The organism is Pseudomonas sp. KH_046_1, assembly GCF_057839025.1.
Window position 1 is genome coordinate 4563869 of record NZ_CM174481.1, and the last position, 22188, is coordinate 4586056.

The following is a 22188-nucleotide window of genomic DNA, read 5'->3' on the forward strand; positions in this document are numbered from 1 at the left end:
TGTCAGACGCCCATCGTCATCGTTGATGACCATCGCGAGCGAGCTCGCTCCTTCGGGGTGATGAGGGTTGCGCTGTGCAATTCACCAATGAGAACGGATGACGTCTGGAAATAATTAGTCGCCAGGCTGGAACGCAAAGCGCACTGAAGTGCGTCAGCGTGTCGCAGTTCTCACTCTGCACTGTTGCGACGCATTAGTTCTTTTTCTCATTTGACAATCATTATCATTAAGCCTAATTTGTCGCTCGATCTGTAGGACGGCCCCCCCGGTCCATTCGCCGTCCCACTAACCTTTTGGCAGCAGGGTGATTTCCATGATGGAACCAGTATCCACAAGCAGGTGCGATACACCGCTACTTCAGGCATTCGTCGACAATCGACTGATTCTGGTGAAGATCGCAGCCCGAATTACCGGTTGCCGCTCACGTGCCGAAGATGTTGTGCAGGATGCATTCTTCCGGCTGCAATCAGCCCCGCCCATCACCAGTTCGATCAAGGCTCAGCTCAGCTACCTGTTCCAGATCGTGCGCAACCTGGCGATCGACCACTACCGCAAGCAGGCGCTGGAGCAGAAGTATTCCGGCCCTGAAGAGGAAGGGCTGAATGTGGTGATCCAGGGTGCGTCACCGGAAACCTCGCACATCAATTTCTCGACGCTGGAGCACATTGCCGATGCGTTGACCGAGTTGCCGAGCCGCACCCGCTACGCCTTCGAGATGTATCGCCTGCACGGTGTACCGCAAAAAGACATAGCCAAGGAACTCGGCGTCTCGCCGACCCTGGTGAACTTCATGATCCGTGATGCGCTGGTGCACTGCCGCAAGGTGTCGGGCCAGCGTGGCGATATGGCTGCTCGCCAATAAGATCCGATTTTTCAGCGCCGCCATCGCGAGCAGGCTCGCTCCCACAGGGTCCTGCGAACACAGGACAAATGTGGGAGCGAGCCTGCTCGCGATGGGGCACTCAAGAACACCGAAGATCTTGGGCCTCAGGCCAGTCTGCACCGATCAAAAAACCGCTCCCGCCCCAACACCATCAAGGCCGCGCGCTTGTGCGGGAAGTCGAACTCTTTCTCGCAGTGAAAGCACTGCTCCTGCATGTACCCGATCATCTTCGCGTTATCGGCACGAGGCTCGGCAACCACGCGCTGCGTGCGCGGATCATCAAGAAACAGGTAATGCACCAGCGCCGATAACCAGCTCGCCACCTTGTGCGGACCACGGTGATGTTCTTCGCCCACCAGCATGTGAATGCCACGGTCGTAATCGCCGGCCTCGTAGAAGGGGGCGATGCGATCCTCCCTGGCCCAGTAGGCTTCGAAATAAGCGAACGGCTGATCGTCGAAACAACCGATCAGCGTCAGCGTATGCGGGTCGGCTTCGAGTTTGCTCAGGTATTGGCGATGCTGTTCGAGGCTGCCCTCCTCCTGCCAGAAACTGGCGACACGCGGGCTGTTCTGCCAGCGGTTGAAGCGCGCCAGGTCTTGCTCGATGTCCAGCGTGCGCAGGGAAACCCGGGCACCCAGCCGCGCATCGAAGCGTCGATACACTTCACCCCGGGGTTTGACCGGCCGCCGTGGATGGCGCTTGCCGTCGGTGATGAGCATCTGCTGCGGATAGCTGCCGGTCAAGGAATGCCCCAGCCACGGTTGCGGCAACTGCCAGAACAAGGTGCGCTCGCAGAGATACTGACCGCTGACGGAAGTCGCAATCAGCAGACCGCTGGACACAACTTCGTCCGGCACGTCTTGCAGTTGCCAGACCAGGCGCTGACAGTCGGAGTCGCGAGCGAACAGCCAGTAACAGGCCGCCCACAATGCCTGCCCTTCAGGTCGACTGAAACGCTCCTCCATTTGCACGTGCAACTCGGGGCCACGATTCAGCCGCAGGGCGGGCAACGGTTGCCCTTCCAGGCTGAGGCTCAGGCAGCAATGGGTTTCATCAGCGACAAGACGACTGCCTGTCGGCAGACACAGGGCAGTCAGGTCATTCAAATTGGGCATGGGTCGGGCTCACGATAATCGTCGACAGTTCAACGAAGTGACGTGAGCCAGTCGTGGAAATTTAACGAAACCACCTCGAATCTAAATGAGTATTCGCAATGACTGATCTCCAGACAAAAGACGTTGCACTGATGCTAGATCGACCTGACCCAGATTTCGCGGAAGGCATAGTCATTCCCGCTTCCGGAAGCTTCGTGACTCTTGATTTGCAGCTCTACCTGCGAAGTACCCGCGATAAAAGTACCCGAGTGCGGCGTCCAGTCAGTCATCGAAAAAACCTTCTCTGGTGCAATGACTTGCGACCCGCTTTGGAGTGAGAGTTTAGGAGTGACATAGGTGTTATTCCACCTGCGCACAGTCATCCCAAATTCATAGGTTCGACCCGCTTGCAGCCCATGAAAGGATTTTTCTAAAACAATCCCGGCAGAGTTATTGGTCGCGGTGTGGTTGTGTAATACATAGATGTCGCCATCTCTTTCGATAATGAGATCCGATGCATCAGACCCCGCCGCCCCTCTCATCCATCCATTCCAGTTATCGGTACCATCTGTTTCTGAAAAAGTCGTTGTATCGTCAAAGGGTTCCCGAACCTCAAGACTCAATGGCGGGAACAGCACCGACCCAGCGCAGCAGCTTCCGTCCAGCACAGCCTGGAAAACAAATGCGAGATGGCTACGGTCTTTCAGATTCTGCAAAGCCGACCAAGGAATATTTCGACACCAGCCCTCCTCGAACTCTTGTTCCGTGACGGGTTCTGCATCGGCCACTCGCAGCATGACTGGCGAGCCGTCGACCTGTTGACCGCAGACATTCAACGTCGTCTTTTGACCGACCACCATGAACGGCCAATGCGTCACCTCTACGGTAACGCCAGTCGGGTCATCAGGTTTTTTCAGCGTAAGTACATTATCGACAGCTTGCTCCACCACGGGGGAGGGAACACAGCACAGAGAGACCAACAATGGATTGCTCATGACTAAATGCCTTTCGTTATGTGCCCCCAGAAGAGGGAACACCGGAAAGTCATCTAAGCCCGGAGCGTTCAACAACGTCTACTGTCATATTTGACAGGTTAAAGCGCAAATCCGATCAGCGGTTAATCACATGCTTTCATGAAAATGCCACCGTTACCGAGGCACCGGCACAAGCGCAATTTTGTACGGATCGAAAATCTTCAACATCTGGCCATTGTCCCGCAAGCCCTGCAGCAACTTGCTGAAGGCCTCGCCAGTGATGGGCGCGGTCGGACGCAGAATGGCGTAGTGGTGATAGATCTGGTCGACGCGCTGGGACACCAGCAATTCATCGGCGACTTTTTTATTGCGCAAGAAGTAGTCGCTCAGGTAGGAGCGCGTGACCAGGGCAATGTCGGCCCGGTCGCGCAATACCATCAGCAGATTGCTGTCATGGGAATAGGTCAGCGTGGCGTTGTAGTTTTTCGCGAGGTACAGGGGATCAGCATTGAAGTTGGCGAACTCGTAGTGATAGCCGCTGAACAGTGCCAGGCGCTTGCCTTTCAGGTCGGCAAAATAGCTTTGCTGTCGATCGGGCAGGCGTTGCGCGACAAAAATCTCGGCGTCTTCCAGCCCCATGTCGACGGCCGTGTGGGGGATCTCTTCCCAACCCCAGGCGGGATTTTCGAAGATGGCCATGTCGACCCGGCCCTGCTTGAAATCACCGAAGCGCCGGGGAATGGAAGTGGGCACCAGGACAAACTGGTAGTCACTTTGCGATGCATTCAGGGCCTCGACCAGTTGCGGCAGCAACCCGGTATCGGCCCCGGATTCCGGGCGCACGGTGTAAGGCGGAAAATGCGCGGCACCAATGCGCACCAGTTGCGCAGCCTGGGACGGCATCATCGTTGACGCCGCAAACATCGACAGCAACAGCCGCGAGGCTGATCGAATTGGCGAACCCATCAAAACGACCCCACTCCCCAATAAAACAGCATCAATGCATTCAAGCTAGGCGGTTTCTTCCAGTTAGCCAGTTTAATGCCGACCAACACTAACTTATTGCCGGTCTTCCAGCACCAGAATCAACGCCTCTTCAGCCAACTGATCGAGGCTCATGCTGCCGTCGGCGCGAAACCAGGTGGTGGTCCAGGACAATGCGCCGGTCAGGAAGCGTCGAGTGATAAACACATCGCCGCGGATAAAACCGGCGGTCTTGGCTTCACCCAGTACTTGCAGCCAGATGTCTTCGTAGATATCCCGCAGCGCCAGGACCTTGGCCTGGCCCTCTTCGGACAGCGAGCGCCATTCGTAGACCAGCACGGCCATGGCCTCGCCGCTGCCGCCCATGATCGACTGCAACTCACAGCGGATCAGCGCCAGCACCTGCTCGCGCACACTGCCGGCCTCGGCGATGGACGCACGCATCAACGCGGTGTTGTAGCGAATGGTCTCCTCCATCACGGCGCGCAGAATTTCGTCCTTGCTCTTGAAGTGATGGAAAATACTCCCGGACTGAATGCCCACGGCGCCGGCCAGGTCGCGCACGGTCGTGCGTTCATAGCCTTTATTGCGGAACAGGTGGGCCGCCACTTGCAGCAACTTGCCACGGGCGCTGTCCGGATCGGTCAATTGGCCGTCGTCGACCAATTGGCGCATCACCCTCAGGGCTTTTTGCTCGTCCACCCATTCTCTCCTACAGTCGATCAATCAGTAACGCCGATCCCCCCGAAAACACCGGAGTTGCGCGGGCAATTTAAGCGCATGGATGCAACCAAGCAAGCGCTTGGGCAGAAGAAAATCAAGTCATTTACAAACCAAGCGCTTGCTTGGTAATGTCGACGCACTTCGGTTGGAGGTGGCTATGGAATGGACTGCGCCTAAAACAATTCGCATCGGTTGCGCCAGCGCCTTCTGGGGCGATACCTCGACCGCTGCCGCGCAACTGGTGGAACACGGGCATCTGGACTATCTGGTTTTCGATTACCTGGCGGAAATCACTCTGTCGATCATGGCCGGCGCGCGGATGAAAGATCCCCGGGCCGGCTATGCGGGCGACTTCATCGAAGTGCTCGCGCCCTTGCTGCCGCGGCTCGCGCAGCAAAACATCCGGGTCATCAGTAATGCTGGCGGGGTCAATCCCCAAGCCTGCGCCGCCGCCCTGCAAGCGGCCTGCGACAAGGCCGGGGTGGCGCTGAAGATCGCCGTGCTGCTGGGTGATGACCTGCAGCCGCAATTCAAACAGCTGGGCAACCTGGGCATTCATGAAATGTTCAGCGGCGCGCCCCTGCCATCGATGTGCGTCTCGACCAATGCCTACCTCGGTGCACCCGGCATTGTCGAAGCCCTGCGTCTGGGGGCGGACATCGTGATCACCGGGCGCGTGGTCGACAGTGCGGTGGTCAGCGCCGCGCTGGTGCATGAGTTCGGCTGGTCGTGGCATGACTACGACAAGCTCGCCCAGGCGGCATTGGCCGGGCACATCATCGAATGCGGCGCCCAGTGCACGGGCGGCAACTTCACCGACTGGCGCGACGTACCCGACTACGAACACATCGGCTTTCCCATCGTCGAAGTCAGCGCCGACAGCCAGTTCATCGTCAGCAAACCCGAAGGTACCGGTGGGCTGGTCACGCCGCTGACGGTGGGCGAACAGATGCTGTATGAAATCGGTGACCCACGTGCGTATCTGCTGCCCGACGTGGTGTGCGACTTCACTCAGGTCAAATTGCTGCAACAAGGCAGGAACGCGGTGCAGGTGCACGGCGCCAAAGGCCTGCCGCCGACCGCTCAATACAAGGTCAGCGCCACGTACCCCGATGGTTTCCGCTGCACCGCCAGTTGCCTGATTGCTGGCATCGATGCCGTCGACAAGGCGCGGCGGGTCGGTGATGCGATCATCAACAAGACCTCGGAAATGTTCCGCCAGCGCGGCTGGGCACAGTACAGCGACGTGAATATCGAGTTGCTGGGCAGCGAGGCCACCTACGGCCCCCACGGCCAGCGTCAGGACAGCCGCGAAGTGGTGATCAAACTCGCGGTGCGCCATCCGGACAAGCAGGCATTGATCGTGTTCTCCCGGGAAATCGCCCAGGCCGCCACCGGCATGGCGCCAGGGCTGACCGGCATCGTCGGTGGCCGGCCGACGGTGTATCCGCTGATCCGGCTGTTCTCGTTCCTGATCGACAAAACCGCCTGCACGCTGGACATTGATTGCATGGGCCAGCGCCACCCGTGTGCCCTGCCCGCCCTCGATGTGCTCGACCCGCTGGACCTGCCAGCCCCGCTCGCCCCGCCGAAACCGGTTGGCCTGGCCGACGCCAGCGTGGCCCTGGTCAAACTGGCGGTCGCCCGCTCTGGCGACAAGGGCAACCACAGCAACATCGGCGTCATGGCCCGCGCGCCCGAATTCCTGCCATGGATTGCCGAAGCCTTGACCCCGGAAGTGATCATCGACTGGATGGGCCACGTCCTCGATCCAATCCACGGGCGGGTCGAACGCTGGTACTTGCCCGCCAGCCACAGCCTGAATTTCCTGCTGGAAAACGCCCTCGGCGGCGGCGGTGTCGCCAGCCTGCGCATCGATCCGCAAGGCAAGGCCTTCGCCCAGCAACTGCTGGAAATCCAGATCCCGGTGCCGCAGCGCATCGCCGACCAGTTCAACTAGAGGATTGCCACCATGGCCTACGATTCGATTTTCAAAGCCGATTTGTTTGCCGGCCAAAACATCATCGTCACCGGTGGCGGCAGTGGCATCGGCCGCTGCACCGCCCATGAACTGGCGGCCCTCGGCGCCCATGTGCTGCTGGTCGGGCGCAAGGCCGACAAGCTCAAAACCGTTGCAGCGGAGATCGCCGACGACGGCGGCAAGGCCGACTGGGCGGTTTGCGACATCCGCGAGGAAGAATCGGTGCAGCACCTGGTCAGCGAACTGATCCGCAAGCATGGCCCCATTCATGGCCTGGTCAACAATGCGGGCGGGCAGTACCCGTCGCCCCTGGCCTCGATCAATCAGAAGGGTTTCGAAACCGTGATGCGCACCAATCTGGTGGGCGGTTTCCTGATGGCCCGGGAAGTGTTCAACCAGTCCATGAGCCAGCACGGCGGCGCCATCGTCAACATGCTCGCCGACATGTGGGGCGGCATGCCCGGTATGGGCCACTCCGGCGCGGCACGTTCGGGCATGGACAACCTGACCAAGACCGCCGCGTACGAATGGGGTCATGCCGGGGTGCGGGTCAACGCCGTGGCGCCAGGCTGGATTGCCTCCAGCGGCATGGACACCTACGAAGGCGCCTTCAAGGCTGCGATTCCGACCCTGCGCGAACACGTGCCGCTCAAGCGCATCGGCACCGAATCGGAAGTCAGCGCGGCGATTGTTTTCCTGCTCAGCCCCGCAGCGGCGTTTGTCAGCGGCAGTACCTTGCGCATCGACGGCGCCGCCAGCCTCGGCGGGCGCGCCTGGCCGATCCACAAGGCGACCAACAGCGAGTCGTACAACGGTTTCCACCGCGCCTACATACCAGAAGTATTGAAGGACAAGGAATAACCCATGCCCGTGATTCAGTCGTTACTCGATCCCCACAGCGAGCCGTTCGCCCGGAACCGTGCAGCGATGCTGAGCGCCATCGAGCAAGTTCGCGTGCTCGAACAGAACCTGCTGAACAAGGCTGCCGAAGCCAAGCCGAAGTTCGAAAAACGCAGCCAATTGCTACCTCGCGAGCGCCTCAATCTGCTGCTGGACCCCGGCGCACCGTTTCTCGAACTGGCGAGCCTGGCCGGCTACAAGCTGCACGACGACAAGGATGGCAGCTCCGCCGGTGGTGGTTTGATCGCCGGGATCGGCTACGTGTCTGGCGTGCGTGTTCTGGTAGTCGCCAACAACAGCGCGATCAGGGGCGGGACCATCTCCCCCAGCGGCTTGAAGAAATCCCTGCGCCTGCAACAGATCGCCATGGAAAACAAACTGCCGGTGATCACCCTCGCCGAAAGCGGCGGTGCCAACCTCAATTATGCGGCGGAGATTTTCGTCGAAGGCGCGCGCAGCTTTGCCAATCAGGCGCGGATGTCGGCCATGGGGTTGCCGCAGGTCACCGTGGTGCACGGCTCGGCCACGGCGGGCGGTGCCTATCAGCCGGGGCTTTCGGATTACGTGGTGGTGGTACGCGGCAAGGCCAAGCTGTTTCTCGCCGGCCCGCCACTGCTCAAGGCCGCTACCGGCGAAGTCGCCACCGATGAAGAACTGGGCGGCGCCGAGATGCACGCACAAACCGCCGGCACCGCCGAATACCTGGCTGAAAACGACGCTGACGGCGTGCGACAGGTACGCGAGATCATCAGCCTGCTGCCGTGGAACGAACAGTTGCCCCCACTCCCCGAGCGTCGCTGGGAGGAACCGCTCTATCCCATCGACGAACTGCTGGGCCTGATCCCGGATGACCCGAAAAAGCCCTACGACGTGCGCGAAATCATCGCCCGTCTGTCCGACGCTTCGAACTTTCTTGAATTCAAGGGCGAGTTCGATCAGCAGACTGTGTGCGGTCATCTAAAAATTCAGGGCCGCGCCTGTGGCTTCATCGGCAACAACGGCCCGATCACGCCAAAAGGTGCGAGCAAGGCCGCCCAGTTCATCCAGCTGTGCGACCAGAGCCAGACGCCGCTGCTGTTTTTCCACAACACCACCGGGTTCATGGTCGGCACCGAATCGGAACAGCAAGGCGTGATCAAGCACGGCGCGAAGATGATTCAGGCGGTGGCCAACGCCCGGGTGCCGAAGCTGACCATCGTCGTCGGCGGCTCCTACGGCGCCGGCAACTATGCAATGTGCGGGCGCGGCCTCGACCCGCGTTTCATCTTCGCCTGGCCCAACAGCCGCACCGCCGTGATGGGCGGCGCGCAAGCGGGCAAGGTACTGCGCATCGTCACCGAGGCCAAGCAGGCCAAGGACGGGCTGGTGCCCGACCCGAAAATGCTCGACATGCTCGAACAGGTCACCGCGCAGAAACTCGACAGCCAGTCCACGGCGCTCTACGGCAGCGCCAATCTGTGGGACGACGGTTTGATCGACCCGCGCGATACCCGGACTTTGTTGGGTTACTTGCTGGATATCTGTCACGAGGCCGAGGTGCGGCCATTGCAAGCCAACAGTTTTGGCATAGCCCGGTTCTAGGCCCGCTCAAGGAGAACAATAAAAATGATCTTCACCCAGGAACACGAAGCACTGCGCCGCACCGTTCGCCAGTTCGTCGAGCACGAGATCAACCCGCACGTCGAGGAATGGGAAAAGGCCGGGCGCTTCCCCATCCACGAAATCTTCCGCAAGGCCGGCGACCTCGGTTTGCTGGGCATTTCCAAACCGGAAAAATTCGGCGGCATGGGGCTCGACTACAGCTATTCGATCGTCGCCGCCGAAGAGTTCGGCACCATCCATTGCGGCGGCATTCCGATGTCCATCGGCGTGCAGACCGACATGTGCACCCCGGCGCTGGCCAGATTCGGTTCCGATGAATTGCGCGAGGAATTCCTGCGCCCGGCCATCAGCGGCGAACAGGTCGGCTGCATTGGCGTCTCCGAAGTCGGCGCCGGCTCCGATGTCGCCGGGCTGAAAACCACCGCGCGCAAGGACGGCGACGACTATGTGATCAACGGCAGCAAAATGTGGATCACCAACTCGCCGAGCGCCGACTTCATCTGCCTGCTGGCCAACACCTCGGACGACAAACCGCACATCAACAAGTCGCTGATCATGGTGCCGATGAGCACGCCGGGCATCAGCCTCAGCTCGCACCTGGACAAGCTCGGCATGCGCAGCTCGGAAACCGCTCAGGTGTTTTTCGACAACGTGCGCGTACCGCAGCGCAACCGCATCGGTCATGAAGGCGCGGGGTTCATGATGCAGATGCTGCAGTTCCAGGAGGAACGCCTGTTCGGTGCGGCCAACATGATCAAAGGCCTGGAGTACTGTGTCGACAGCACCATCGAATACTGCAAGGAGCGCAAAACCTTCGGCAACGCGCTGATCGACAATCAGGTGATCCACTTCCGCCTGGCGGAACTGCAAACCGAAATCGAATGCCTGCGGGCGCTGGTCTATCAGGCCACCGAGCAATACGTCAAAGGCCAGGACGTCACGCGCCTGGCCTCCATGGCCAAGCTCAAGGCCGGGCGGCTGGGTCGCGAAGTCAGTGACAGTTGCCTGCAATACTGGGGCGGCATGGGCTTCATGTGGGACAACCCGGTGGCCCGGGCTTACCGCGATGTACGGCTGGTGTCGATCGGCGGCGGCGCCGACGAAATCATGCTGGGGATCATCTGCAAACTGATGGGCATTCTGCCGGGGAAAAAGAAATGAACAACCTGCCGGTTTGTCAGACCTTGCTGCTGGAACTGCACAACGGCGTGTTGCACATCACCCTCAACCGCCCGGAATGCCGCAATGCGATGAGCTTGCAGATGGTCGCCGAGTTGCGCTCGGTGCTGGCCGCGGTACGCGATAAACCAGGGGTTCGCGCACTGGTGATCGGCGGCGTCGGTGGGCACTTCTGTGCTGGCGGCGACCTCAAGGACATGGCCAACGCCCGCGCTCAAGGCCCAACTGCGCACAGGGATCTGAACCGGGTGTTCGGCGCGCTATTGCAAGAGGTGCAACACGCACCGCAAGTGGTGATCACTGTGCTGCAGGGTGCGGTGCTCGGCGGAGGTCTCGGCCTGGCCTGCGTCAGCGATATCGCCCTGGCCGATCACCAGGCGCAATTCGGCCTGCCGGAAACCAGCCTCGGCCTGTTGCCTGCGCAGATCGCGCCGTTCGTGGTGCAACGCATCGGCTTGACCCAGGCCCGGCGCCTGGCCCTGACGGCCGCGCGTTTCGACGGTACCCAGGCGCGACGCATGGGGCTGGTCCATTTTGTCGAGCATGATCCGCAGGCCCTGGCCGAACGTCTCGATGAGGTGTTGGCGCATGTGTTGTGTTGCGCGCCGGGGGCGAATGCGGCGACCAAGAAACTCTTGCTGGCCAGTGCCGGACAACCGTCGGATGCCCTGCTGGATCAAGCGGCTCAATGGTTCAGCGAAGCGGTGACCGGAGCCGAAGGCGTCGAGGGAACGATGGCCTTCGTGCAAAAACGCAAACCGGGGTGGGCCATTTAAAAGCTTCGCGAGCAGGCTCGCTCCCACATTTGAAATGCATTCCCCTGTGGGAGCGAGCCTGCTCGCGAAGAGGCCAGCACTTTCACCGCACAATTTGAGAGACGCCCCTATGCCCGGACTCAAAAAAATCCTCATCGCCAACCGCGGTGAAATCGCCTGTCGCATCCAGCGCACGGCCCAGGCGCTGGGCTATCGCACCGTCGCCGTGTTCAGCGACGCCGACGCCGATGCACTGCACGTGCGGATGGCCGACGAGGCGGTCAACATCGGCCCGGCCCCGGTGCAACAGTCTTACCTGAACATTCCGGCCATCCTCGACGCAGCCCGGCGCACGGGCGCGGATGCGATCCATCCGGGCTACGGTTTCCTCTCGGAAAACGCCGGGTTTGCCCTTGCCTGCCGGGATGCCGGCATCACCTTTATCGGCCCCAGCCCCGAGGCCATCGAACTGATGGGCAGCAAGCGCCTGTCGAAGATCGCCATGATCGAAGCCGGCGTGCCGTGCATCAACGGTTATCAAGGCGCCGGGCAGGACGACACCACCCTGAGCCGCGAGGCAGAGCGCATCGGCTATCCGCTGATGATCAAGGCCAGCGCTGGCGGCGGTGGACGCGGCATGCGCCTGGTGCACAACGCCAGCGACTTGCTGGAACAGATTCGCACCGCGCGCTCCGAAGCCCTGAACGGTTTTGGCAGCGGTGAACTGATTCTCGAACAGGCACTGGTCGAACCCCGTCACGTCGAGATCCAGTTGTTCGGTGACCGGCATGGCAACCTGATTTACCTCGGCGAACGTGATTGTTCGGTGCAGCGCCGGCATCAGAAAGTCATCGAGGAAGCACCCTGCCCGGTGATGACCGCTGAGCTGCGCCAGGCCATGGGCGAAGCGGCGCTCAAGGCCGGACGAGCGGTGAAGTACGTCGGCGCGGGCACCGTGGAGTTTTTGCTGGATGCGCGCGGGCAGTTTTATTTCCTGGAGATGAACACCCGACTGCAAGTGGAGCACCCGGTGACCGAACTGATCACCGGGCTGGACCTGGTGGCCTGGCAGTTGGGCATCGCCGAAGGGCAACCGCTGCCCTTGCGCCAGGAACAGGTGCAACTCAAGGGCCATGCCATGGAAGTACGCCTGTATGCCGAAGACCCGACCCAGGCTTTCCTGCCGCAAACCGGTCTCGTCGTGGCCTGGGAACCGGCATTGCAAGACGGCGTGCGTATCGACCACGGCCTGATCGAAGGCCAGCTCATCAGTCCCTTCTACGACCCGATGCTCGGCAAACTCATCGCCCACGGTGCCACCCGCGAAGAAGCCCGGCGCAAATTGCTGCGGGCGGTACAAGACAGCGTGCTGCTGGGGCTGCAAAGCAATCAACGCCTGCTTGCCAGCCTGCTGGAACACCCGCAGTTCGCCAGCGGTGATTTCAGTACCGATTTCATCCCACAGCATTTCGCCGACCACGCCTGCCTGCATCCCGAAACCCCAAGCGCGCACCACTTGGCCATCGCCGCCGCCCTGTTCTATCAGGCTGCAGCACAGGCTCACCCGGCCCCACTTTGCGGTTGGCGCAACAACGCCAGCGTGCCGCTGCACTATCGCATCGGCCTTGAAGATCAGGACTGGCCGGTGGCGTTGCAGGCGACCCCGGGCCAGCCTATGCGCATTCAGGTCGCCGAGCGCAGCCTCGAACTGAAGATCATCCACAGCGACGGATGCTGGGCCACCCTCGAAATCGAAGGCGTTCGCCAACGCCACGCTTATCGCCTGGAGGCCGGGCGTCTCTGGCTGTTTACCCGGCCGGGTAGCCTGCAGTTCGTGGATCACACTCAGGCGCAGGTTACCGGCCAGGCCAGTGTCAGCTCCGGCACCCTCAAGGCACCGATGGACGGGGCGATTGTCGACGTCCTGGTCAACGAAGGCAGCCAGGTGACCAAGGGCCAACTGCTGGTGGTACTGGAGGCGATGAAAATGGAGCATCCATTGAAGTCGGGCATCGACGGTGTACTCAAACGCTTGCAAGTCAAAGTCGGGGATCAGGTGACAAACCGGCAGATTCTGTTGGAGGTCGAATAAGCCGCTAGGCGGAACCGCCGGGTTTGGCTACGCTCAAACCCTACAGGACGCGGATACCAGGAAACCTGCAATGCCTCACTGGCTGGTCATTGATCTGGAGGCCACCACCGATGAGGGGGGTTGGCCCGTAACGGATATGGAAATCATTGAAATCGGCGCCACCCTGGTGGATCGCAAGGGACGCGAACTGGACCAGTTCCAGCGCTTCGTCCGGCCTTTACGGCGGCCGTTGCTGACGCCGTTTTGCCGCGAGCTGACGCACATCACCCAAGCCAACATCGACGCCGCGCAACCGCTGGGCGAAGTCTGGCCGGCGTTTGAACGCTGGCTCGGCCAACATCACACGCGACTTGAGGGCTGGGCCAGTTGGGGCGATTACGATCGCAAACAACTGCTTCAGGATTGGCAGCAGCTGGGACTCGCCAGCATGCTAGCCAACGTGCCGCACATGAACCTCAAACAGCGTTTTGCCAAGGCCCGACGACTGGAGCGCCCGCTGGGATTAAACGGCGCGTTGCAACTGGCCGGCTTGCAGTTCAACGGCCAACAACACCGGGCGCTGGAAGATGCGCGCAATACCGCACGCCTGCTGCCGCTGGTTCTGCCGCTTTAGACAGGTGACGACGCCAAGGGCCTTGTGCATACTGGCCGGCCCTTTTTAGCCCTTTTCGAGGAATCGCCCATGTTCAAAGTCAACGAGTACTACGACGGTACCGTCAAGTCGATCGCCTTTGGCACCGCAGAAGGTCTAGCGACCATCGGCGTCATGGCTCCGGGCGCCTACGAATTCGGCACCAGCCAGCGTGAAATCATGCACGTGGTCAGCGGCGCATTGACCGTCAAACTGCCAGACAGCAGCGACTGGGAAACCTTCGCCGCCGGCAGCCAGTTCAACGTGCCGGCCAACAGCAAGTTCCAGCTGAAAGTCGCCGTCGACACCGCTTACCTGTGCGAATACCGCGGCTAAACCGCGGGGCTTCACCGCAATCAAAAATGCCCGTGTTTTTCGACACGGGCATTTTTTATTCTGCGCAAAATTACTCGAGGATCTCCACCGGCATGCCGACTTCCAGTCGACCGTTGCCGTCGTTGACCAGGTTCTGGCCGAACATTGCGCCGTCCGCCTGGGAACGGTATTTCTGCAAGGTGGCCAACGGTTCGCGGTCGTCGCTGCGCTCCCCGGTTTGCGGGTCGATGGTGGTCAGGATGCAGCGTGAACAGGACTTGACCACGCGGAACTCGACCTCGCCGATACGGATACGCTTCCAGCCGTCCTCGGCGAACGCTGCACTGCCTTCAATCACCAGGTTCGGCCGGAAACGCAGCATCTCCAACGGACGCCCGACCCGTTGCGACAAGTCCTCGAGAGAGGCCTGACCAATCAGCAACAGCGGATAGCCATCGGCGAACGCCACCTGATCGTCATCCTTGCCGTAGCCAGCCTCCGTCATCCGCGCCCGATCCAGCGGCACCTGCACCAGGCGTGTCGGTTTGCCGATGAACTGGCTGACCCAGGCCCCTGCTTCATCGCCTGCATCGGGGACTCGCAAGGTATCGCGCCAGATCGTCACTCCACGCAACTCTGCATCGTTACCAGGCAAGGCAATGTCGATCGGCGAATGGCCGGGCGCGCTAAGGGTCAAGCCACCCTCGGCATTCCACAGCGCCGACAACTGGCTCATCTGCGCCACCGCACGCTGGGTCAGGAAGCGTCCACTGGCCTCATCCACCAGCATCCAGCGTCGATCGCCGTCCAGCCCGAGTTTATCGAGACCGATCGCTTGCAAGGTCTCGCCCTTGGCGGACTTCAACGGATAACGATACAGCGCGCTCAGACGCAACATGGCCAGCTCCCTGGTAGGTTAAAACGCCACCCTATACGAGCTTGGTGACTGAATCAAAGGCTGACGATCAGACACCGCAAACCTGCTCCCACAGTTGTGCAGACCCGCTTAGGCCGGCACTTCGTCAAGCATCAGGCGCTGGCGCACCACGTCGACGAGTTTGTCCGGCTGGAACTTGGAGAGGAAATTGTCGCAGCCGACCTTTTTCACCATCGAGTCGTTGAAGCTGCCGGACAGCGAAGTGTGCAGCACCACGTACAAGCCGCGCAGGCGCGGGTCGTTGCGGATTTCGGTGGTCAGGCGATAGCCATCCATTTCCGGCATTTCCGCATCGGTGAAGACCATCAGCAGTTTTTCGGTCATGTCCACGCCGGTATCAGCCCAGGCCTTGAGCATGTTCAAGGCCTTCAACCCGTCGCTGGCGATGTGCATCTTCACGCCCAGCTGTCCGAGGGTATCGCGCAATTGCGCCAGGGCCACGTTCGAGTCATCCACCAGCAGCACCTCTCGGCCACGGGCGCGTTCCAGCACCGGATCCTCGAGCTTGTCGCGGGAGACCTTGGCGTTGTACGGGACGATTTCGGCCAGGACCTTTTCGACGTCGATGATTTCCACCAGTTGATCATCGACCTTGCTGATGGCCGTCAGGTAGTGCTGGCGGCCGGCGCTGCTCGGGGGCGGCAGAATGGCTTCCCAGTTCATGTTGACGATCCGGTCCACGCCACCGACCAGGAAGGCCTGAACCGAACGGTTGTACTCGGTGACGATAATCGTGCTGCCAGGCCCCGGCACCAACGGGCGCATGCCAATGGCCTGGGACAGATCGATCACCGGCAGGGTCTGGCCACGCAGGTTGACCACGCCGCACACAAAAGGATGGCGCTGCGGCATCAGCGTCAACTTTGGCAACTGCAGGACTTCCTGCACTTTAAAGACGTTGATCGCGAACAATTGCCGTCCGGCGAGCCGGAACATGAGAATTTCCAGGCGATTCTCACCCACCAATTGCGTGCGTTGGTCTACCGTGTCGAGAATGCCGGCCATCAATGACTCCTGGTCTTGTTCGGATGAATTCACTTAAAGAAGGTTATCGGCTGTTTTTGCCGAAGCTTGACCCTCTCCAAAATGCCATGCCCGGGCATTGATGTCATATTAACATCATGCTTTACTAGCACTGTGATTCCATCTGCTGCACTTCTGCGTCACGCGACCATGGTTCGCGCGAAAGGTTCCCCTGTGTAAGGGATTCCCCTATCAACAATCAGGTGCAACCTGATATTCGCAATATCCAATAGCCATTAATGTGACGCCATTCTCATTGCATGAACGGAGTCAGGCTTTTGTGTGCGATCGCAAGTAAGTGGCCAACCACCCTCTCGTGTTCCCCAGCCTGCCTCCGGGCCAGCCGCAGCTCGTTCACCCGACGACTCGGCAATGCCGGGGTCCCGACCGCCCTCGTCGACACACACGATATCCCCTCATTTGAAATGACGTTGTGGAGATAAGTATGCCGAACGACCGTAAAGAGTGGGCCCAGCGGCTCCCCGAGTTTCTCGTCGAAGCTGAAACACTCCTGGCTAAAACCGAGGAATGCCTGAGTCATCTGCAGTTGATCAGCAATGACAAGGACGCCATCGACTGCATGCTCAGCATACTGCTCAAGCTGGCCAACAAGGCCGATGCCCTGGCGTTGGCGGCCGTGTCTGAATTTTCTCTGCATATTCATGGCCTGCTGAACCACGCCCAGAACACCATGAGCCTGCACGACGAGGCGCTGAGTGCCCTGAAAGACTGCCTGACCCTGATTGCCTGGCAACTCGAACTCATCGACCAGACCACCGGACAGCTCAGTCTCGACGACAGCGAGCAGGTCACCCTGATCGAAGCCTTTGCCTTTCAGGTCGGGCAAAGCCGATTTCGACCACCGGTCAATTCCAGGCCGTTCACCCTCGTATCCTATTCGGAACGACAGGCCTGAACTTGCCAAACCATGCCGTATAACGTGTTTTGACTATCAATGCCGCGCTGTAACTTGAGTGCGCACATGTCGCAAATGAATATTTCATAGCTATAAGCGACATCTATTAACAACCACTATTGCCCATCGTCAATTGCGCGCCTGTCTTGACCAGGACATTGCCTGGTATCAACAACAAAACCCAGGGGCAATCGGCATTTTGCGACGGCAACAATCAACTTGTTCCATTATGGAAGCGTCGTCCAGACGAGTGGGTTCCTGACTTTTCGGACATACATACGGACGCGACCAACGGTATCTTAAGTGCTACTATGCCGCCTGTTAGTTGACGCCAATTAATGGCAGTGTGAATTCAGCCGGATACCGCTCGCTCCAGTTCGGAGCTGAACTCTCCAACAAAAAGTACATCCCGTTGAAGTCGGCGCTCCACATTAAAAACAGGGGCCTGTCAGCCAGCATGACCGGTCAGCCCGCAGCGAACATCCATTGGCTCCATCCGCTATGCACGCCAGCCTCAAGTCAATCGCCATGTGGCCACCTTCCCGAGCATATGCACGCACATTCACGCTGTTGCTATGCGCCTGCTCGACCCTCGGCAGCCTACTGGTTTATGGCTTGTCCATCCCGTTGCCCCTGTCGTTGCTGGTGCTCAGCGTTGCGACGCTGACCAGTGTTGCCGTGCAGTACTGCCTCTCGCGCAAATCCATCAAGTTCCAGCCTCAGGAACTGGCTGACCGGCTGTTGCAGGTTCAGGAAAACGAGCGTCACCGGCTGAGCCGGGAACTGCATGACGACATCGGTCAATTGCTGACCGCCGCAAAACTGCAAAGTGACTGGCTCAAACGCCGGATGCCCGAAGAACTCCAGGAACAATGCTCGGTCCTCTGCGACACGCTGGAAGAAACCCTGGCCAAAGTTCGTGACGTATCCGCCATTCTCAATCCCCGGCAGTTGACCAGCCTTGGGCTGGAAGCCAGTCTGCGGGCACACCTGCTCAAGACCCTGGCCAACACCCCGGTGCACTGGAGCCTGGAATGCCAGCAGCGCCTGACCGGCATACCGGAGGAAATGGCCGTGGCCGCTTTCCGTATCACCCAGGAAGCGGTCACCAACATCCTGCGACATGCCCAGGCCAAAAATCTGCTGGTGTGCCTGCAGCGCCTGCCCCAAGGCCTGAAGTTGCAGATCAGCGATGATGGCCAGGGCTTTGCGCCCGCAACAGACCCTGTTCGTGAAGGGCAGCGCGGTATGGCCGGGATGTCGGAACGGATCGATCAACTGGGCGGCACATTGAGCGTTACCAGCGAGCCGGGCAAAGGCACTCAAATCGAAGCTCTTTTTCCCTGGGCGCCCCGTGCGCTCGAACGGGCCAGTTCGAATAAGGTTATGCATTGACTTGTAATTTACTACTGGTGGATGACCACTCGCTGATCAGGGCTGGCGTGCGCGCCCTGGTAATGGATCTGCCCGGCTATGCCGTCATCGGTGAGGCCAGTGACGGCTCACAGTTGCTGGAAATGGTCGAGCATCTGTCCCCGGATATTGTCCTGCTGGATATTTCGATGCGCCGGACCGGCGGCCTCGAAGCCTTGCAGCAGCTCAAGCGAGTGCGCCCGCAGAGCAAGGTCCTGATCCTCTCGATGCACACCGACCCGGCCCTGATCATGCAGGCGCTGGAGTCCGGAGCCCATGGCTACCTGCTCAAGGACACCACGGCGACCGAGCTCGAACAAGCACTGGAGGCGTTGCGCAACAACGAGCGCTATCTGAGCCCGGCTATTGCCCACACGGTGATCACCCAGGCGCTGACGCGAAACCAGAAACACCAGCCAGAACCTGCCGACTCGCACAACCTGACGGCACGTCAGCTGGAAATCCTGCGGTTGATCGTTCGCGGAAAATCCACCCGAGAGATCGCCAACGGCCTGGGGCTGAGCGTCAAGACCGTCGAAACCCACCGGTCGCAGATCATGAAGCGACTGCAGATCTACGATGTGGCCGGCCTGGTGCTGTTTGCCGTGCGTGAACAAATCATCAGCCTTGATGACTAGGCACTTCAGCGGCACGTAACAGCGGCGAATCGTCAGACAGATGCACGAGTAACGCCACTGGCCGCACCGAGAACCACAGGTTGTCCCCCTCCAGGGCAGGCGCGCACGAATAAACATGCTGTCGACGCCAGAAGCCCCCCCGTCAAAAGTCGAAAGAAATCGAATTATTTCCAGTCGGAAGGATTTGATCCCTACACAGCAGGATTTTTCTTACAAAACGTGAGGAATCGGCTCAATTGACCACAAATCTGAATTGGTAGACCTTGGGCTGCAGGACATCACAAGGACGTGCCATGCAATGCCAAAACCTTGCATCACCGGCCATTTCGGTCTTGCCGCTCACAGATAATAAAACTGCAGGCCATCGAGCTGAATGCAGCAACAGCACAAAAACCACGGGAGAAGTCGATATGGAACCTCGCGTCACCGAGCTGGAAACACACCTCAAGCACATACGCAGGGACATGGACGAAGTCCGGGGTGACGTCAAATCCATCAAACACAGGCTTGCCTATTCAGCCGGCGGAACAGCCGTAATCCTCGGCCTCCTTGGCTGGATCGCCAACAGCCGTTTCGAGCAGGTTATTTCATTGCTTCTGGCGCATTGAGTTGCCATCCACACAAGACCCGGTTCAATCAACCGGGTCTTGTGTGACTAAGCCGTTGTAGCTATCAGCTCAGGACTTCGCTCAACGGAATGAAGTAAACGCTTTCGCCCTGAACCAGCGTGCGACCTTCCAGGACTTCTACCAGTCCATCAGCCCAGGCAGCGCTGCGAAGCACACCGGAACTCTGGTTTTTGTAGATCGTCGCCCTGCCGTTTTCCAGCCGTGCGCGCAAATACTCACGCCGGTTGCCGGGCTGGAGCCAGTCAAACCCTGCCGGCACCTGCACCTTCAGCGGCTCAACTTCTTTTACACCCTGACGGCGCAAGAGATAGGGCCTGGTCAACAAGGCAAAGGTCACGAGGGTCGATGCAGGATTGCCCGGCAAGCCAATCACAGGTACACCGCGAAAATGCCCGAACGTCAGCGGTTTACCCGGCTTGATGGCGAGTTTCCACAACGTCAGTTCGCCCTCTTCGCGCAAGGCGATGCCGAGAAAATCAGCCTCCCCTACCGATACGCCACCGGTCGAGAGGATCAGGTCGACATCCTTCAACTCACCCAATCGGGAGCGAGTGGTTTGCAGATTGTCCGGCAGAATTCCCGCGTCGACGACCTCACAACCCAAACGCTGCAGCCAGCTACACAACAACACCCGGTTGCTGTTGTAGATCTGTCCCGGCCCCAGCGTCTGCCCCGGCTCAATCAATTCGTCACCGGTTGACAGCACCGCCACACGCACCTTGCGAACCACCTCCAACTCAGCGCATCCCAAGGAAGCAGCCAATCCTTGCTCGATCGGCCCCAGTTGCGTACCTGCTGGCAGAATCAACTCGCCGACGGTGGTTTCCTGGCCTTGCGGACGGATGTTCCGACCTTGGGTCAAGGCTTCAGTGAAACGTACTCGCTCATCGGCCTGAACCTCGGCGTTCTCCTGCATCTCGACGCAATCGGCACCGGCGGGAACAGGCGCCCCGGTGAAAATGCGCGCACAGGTTCCTGGCTGCAACGGATCGGGTGCCTGGCCGGCAAACACCTTCTGACTGACCACCAACGGCTCTCCCGTCCAGTCAGCCATGCGCAAGGCATAACCGTCCATGGCACTGTTGGGCCAGGGCGGCAGATCAAGCGTCGACACCAGATCTTCAGCCAGTACACGCCCCTGTACCTGCGCCAACGGCAAGCGTTCGCGCTCGACAATCCTCGAAGCCTCGGCCATTTCCAGCAAGCGCGCCAACGCCTGCTCGACAGGCATCAGACTGCCAGCCTTGCCAGGCTTACCCACGGGATTCACAAGGCGCTGCCTGTTTCAAATGAGGCACGAAATTGCACGGGCGATGCCGCGAATCCAGCTGCTCGGCCAATATGCCGTGCCAACCGGTGCGCACGGCATTGGTCGAGCCCGGCAAGCAGCAAACCAGCGTGCCATTGGCCAGACCGGCCAACGCCCGGGACTGAACGGTCGAGGTGCCGATATCGGCAACCGAGATCTGGCGGAACAGCTCACCAAATCCATCGACCTGTTTGTCCAGCAGGCAGCCGACGGCTTCCGGCGTGCTGTCACGCCCGGTAAAACCGGTGCCGCCGGTGATCAGCACCACCTGCACGACATCGTCGGCAATCCAGTTGGCGACTTGCGCGCGAATTTTGTACAGGTCATCTTTGAGCAACACCCGGGCTGCCAGGTAATGACCGGCAGCGGTCAAGCCGTCGACAAAGACCTGACCTGAGGTGTCGGTTTCCAGTGTGCGGGTATCGCTGACAGTCAGCACTGCAATATTGAGCGGTGCGAAAGGTACATCAGCCTTGGCTTTCATAGGCTCGTCCAGTTGTAGGAGAAACAGCCCGGTGTTATATCACAGCGCTCCGTTTTTTCGCCGCCCCCATGGAGGCCTGCCATGACCACGAATTCACAATTGCCACCCTGCTCCATTCTGCTCCTGGCGGGCGGCCGCGGCCAACGTATGGGTGGTCGGGACAAAGGGTTGCTGGACTGGCATGGCGAACCGCTGATTGCGCATCTGCATCGCAAGACCCGTCCGCTGAGCGATGACCTGATCATCTCCTGCAATCGCAACCTTGAGAAGTACGCACCCTACGCCGACCAGTTGGTCCACGATGATGAAGGTGACTTCCCCGGGCCGCTGGCCGGTATTCGCGCAGGCCTGAAAGCGGCTCGCCATAGCCATCTGCTGGTCTTGCCCTGTGACGTTCCGGGCATTGATGCGGCGCTGATCGACAATATGCGCGAGACCGCCAACCTGCATCCGGACAAGCCGCTGATGGTGCGGCATGATGACCACTGGGAACCTTTGTTGTGCGTGATTCCTGTGCTACACAGGGCAGCTTTTGAAAATGCCTGGAACGAAGGTGAGCGCAGCCCTGGCCGGTTGATGCGCAAGCTCGGCGCAACCGCGCTGCAATGCCCCGACAAAGACCCTCGGCTGGCCAACCTCAACACACCGGAACTTTTAAGCGGTCATGACACTGTGTCAGACTGACAATGATCAGGAACTTGCGCGGACGCTACACGTCTCAAG

Annotated in this window: 22 protein-coding genes; 14 read left to right on the forward strand and 8 right to left on the reverse strand. The window is 59.9% G+C overall.

Features of this window, described 5'->3' with window-relative positions; genetic code table 11:
* Positions 1–313 precede the first annotated feature (313 nt).
* Entirely contained in the window at positions 314–862 is a 549-nt protein-coding gene (locus AC3IT9_RS20820; RefSeq protein WP_150755980.1) for an RNA polymerase factor sigma-70, read from the forward strand.
* Between the two features lie 125 nt (positions 863–987).
* On the opposite strand, the gene AC3IT9_RS20825 is transcribed toward AC3IT9_RS20820, so the two are convergent.
* The 4 genes from AC3IT9_RS20825 to AC3IT9_RS20840 all read right to left on the reverse strand — a co-directional run bounded on the left by AC3IT9_RS20825 (position 988) and on the right by AC3IT9_RS20840 (position 4640).
* On the reverse strand, positions 988–2001 hold the full coding sequence (locus AC3IT9_RS20825; protein WP_489270923.1) for a GNAT family N-acetyltransferase: 1014 nt from the start codon (positions 1999–2001) through the stop codon (positions 988–990).
* A 134-nt stretch (positions 2002–2135) separates the two neighbouring features.
* A complete protein-coding gene (locus AC3IT9_RS20830) occupies positions 2136–2975 on the reverse strand; it encodes a sugar-binding protein (protein WP_489270924.1) in 840 nt (279 codons plus the stop codon).
* 153 nt (positions 2976–3128) lie between these two features.
* On the reverse strand, positions 3129–3920 hold the full coding sequence (locus tag AC3IT9_RS20835) for a substrate-binding periplasmic protein (protein WP_489270925.1): 792 nt from the start codon (positions 3918–3920) through the stop codon (positions 3129–3131).
* 93 nt (positions 3921–4013) lie between these two features.
* Positions 4014–4640 carry a TetR/AcrR family transcriptional regulator gene (locus AC3IT9_RS20840; RefSeq protein WP_150726337.1) on the reverse strand — a complete coding sequence of 209 codons (627 nt, stop codon included), beginning with the start codon at positions 4638–4640 and terminating at the stop codon, positions 4014–4016.
* Between the two features lie 178 nt (positions 4641–4818).
* On the opposite strand from AC3IT9_RS20840, the gene AC3IT9_RS20845 reads away from it, so the two are divergent.
* From AC3IT9_RS20845 to ppnP, 8 genes are all read left to right on the forward strand, one after another.
* Positions 4819–6621 carry an acyclic terpene utilization AtuA family protein gene (locus AC3IT9_RS20845; protein WP_489270926.1) on the forward strand — a complete coding sequence of 601 codons (1803 nt, stop codon included), beginning with the start codon at positions 4819–4821 and terminating at the stop codon, positions 6619–6621.
* 12 nt (positions 6622–6633) lie between these two features.
* Positions 6634–7503, forward strand: coding sequence for an SDR family oxidoreductase (locus AC3IT9_RS20850; RefSeq protein WP_150759464.1), 870 nt, complete (start codon positions 6634–6636; stop codon positions 7501–7503).
* Between the two features lie 3 nt (positions 7504–7506).
* On the forward strand, positions 7507–9123 hold the full coding sequence (gene atuC / locus AC3IT9_RS20855) for a geranyl-CoA carboxylase subunit beta (RefSeq protein ID WP_489270927.1): 1617 nt from the start codon (positions 7507–7509) through the stop codon (positions 9121–9123).
* Positions 9124–9147: 24 nt separating this feature from the next.
* Positions 9148–10305 (forward strand): citronellyl-CoA dehydrogenase, encoded by a 1158-nt coding sequence (atuD, locus tag AC3IT9_RS20860; protein ID WP_150726333.1) that lies wholly within the window; start codon positions 9148–9150, stop codon positions 10303–10305.
* Positions 10302–11099, forward strand: coding sequence for an enoyl-CoA hydratase/isomerase family protein (locus AC3IT9_RS20865; protein ID WP_353741352.1), 798 nt, complete (start codon positions 10302–10304; stop codon positions 11097–11099). The genes atuD and AC3IT9_RS20865 overlap by 4 nt, the downstream gene beginning before the upstream one ends.
* A 109-nt stretch (positions 11100–11208) precedes the next feature.
* The gene (locus AC3IT9_RS20870) at positions 11209–13170 is read left to right on the forward strand and encodes an acetyl/propionyl/methylcrotonyl-CoA carboxylase subunit alpha (protein ID WP_489270928.1); all 1962 of its coding nucleotides are present in this window, start codon (positions 11209–11211) and stop codon (positions 13168–13170) included.
* Between the two features lie 70 nt (positions 13171–13240).
* Complete coding sequence (locus AC3IT9_RS20875; protein ID WP_150755990.1) at positions 13241–13783, forward strand: 3'-5' exonuclease; 543 nt, start codon at positions 13241–13243, stop codon at positions 13781–13783.
* A gap of 69 nt (positions 13784–13852) precedes the next feature.
* The gene (gene ppnP, locus AC3IT9_RS20880) at positions 13853–14137 is read left to right on the forward strand and encodes a pyrimidine/purine nucleoside phosphorylase (RefSeq protein WP_150755991.1); all 285 of its coding nucleotides are present in this window, start codon (positions 13853–13855) and stop codon (positions 14135–14137) included.
* Between the two features lie 70 nt (positions 14138–14207).
* On the opposite strand, the gene AC3IT9_RS20885 is transcribed toward ppnP, so the two are convergent.
* Together AC3IT9_RS20885 and AC3IT9_RS20890 are read right to left on the reverse strand one after the other, a co-directional pair.
* Positions 14208–15014 (reverse strand): MOSC domain-containing protein, encoded by an 807-nt coding sequence (locus AC3IT9_RS20885; protein ID WP_150726328.1) that lies wholly within the window; start codon positions 15012–15014, stop codon positions 14208–14210.
* Between the two features lie 108 nt (positions 15015–15122).
* A complete protein-coding gene (locus tag AC3IT9_RS20890; RefSeq protein WP_007973464.1) occupies positions 15123–16058 on the reverse strand; it encodes a chemotaxis protein CheV in 936 nt (311 codons plus the stop codon).
* 463 nt (positions 16059–16521) lie between these two features.
* On the opposite strand from AC3IT9_RS20890, the gene AC3IT9_RS20895 reads away from it, so the two are divergent.
* The 4 genes from AC3IT9_RS20895 (at position 16522) to AC3IT9_RS20910 (ending at position 19651) form a co-directional block, all read left to right on the forward strand.
* Positions 16522–16992, forward strand: coding sequence for a hypothetical protein (locus AC3IT9_RS20895; protein WP_150726326.1), 471 nt, complete (start codon positions 16522–16524; stop codon positions 16990–16992).
* Between the two features lie 501 nt (positions 16993–17493).
* Positions 17494–18387: a sensor histidine kinase gene (locus AC3IT9_RS20900; RefSeq protein WP_150726372.1), complete on the forward strand. Its 894-nt coding sequence runs from the start codon at positions 17494–17496 to the stop codon at positions 18385–18387.
* Positions 18384–19043, forward strand: a complete 660-nt coding sequence (locus AC3IT9_RS20905; protein ID WP_150726325.1) for a response regulator — start codon at positions 18384–18386, stop codon at positions 19041–19043. The genes AC3IT9_RS20900 and AC3IT9_RS20905 overlap by 4 nt, the downstream gene beginning before the upstream one ends.
* A gap of 293 nt (positions 19044–19336) precedes the next feature.
* Positions 19337–19651, forward strand: coding sequence for a hypothetical protein (locus AC3IT9_RS20910; RefSeq protein WP_224789162.1), 315 nt, complete (start codon positions 19337–19339; stop codon positions 19649–19651).
* Between the two features lie 64 nt (positions 19652–19715).
* Here AC3IT9_RS20910 and AC3IT9_RS20915 read toward each other — a convergent pair whose 3' ends face one another.
* Together AC3IT9_RS20915 and moaB are read right to left on the reverse strand one after the other, a co-directional pair.
* Entirely contained in the window at positions 19716–20942 is a 1227-nt protein-coding gene (locus AC3IT9_RS20915; protein WP_489270929.1) for a molybdopterin molybdotransferase MoeA, read from the reverse strand.
* Positions 20926–21465 carry a molybdenum cofactor biosynthesis protein B gene (moaB, locus tag AC3IT9_RS20920; RefSeq protein WP_150755993.1) on the reverse strand — a complete coding sequence of 180 codons (540 nt, stop codon included), beginning with the start codon at positions 21463–21465 and terminating at the stop codon, positions 20926–20928. The genes AC3IT9_RS20915 and moaB overlap by 17 nt, the downstream gene beginning before the upstream one ends.
* Before the next feature lie 81 nt (positions 21466–21546).
* On the opposite strand from moaB, the gene mobA reads away from it, so the two are divergent.
* Positions 21547–22149 carry a molybdenum cofactor guanylyltransferase MobA gene (gene mobA / locus AC3IT9_RS20925; protein WP_151215066.1) on the forward strand — a complete coding sequence of 201 codons (603 nt, stop codon included), beginning with the start codon at positions 21547–21549 and terminating at the stop codon, positions 22147–22149.
* Positions 22150–22188 lie beyond the last annotated feature (39 nt).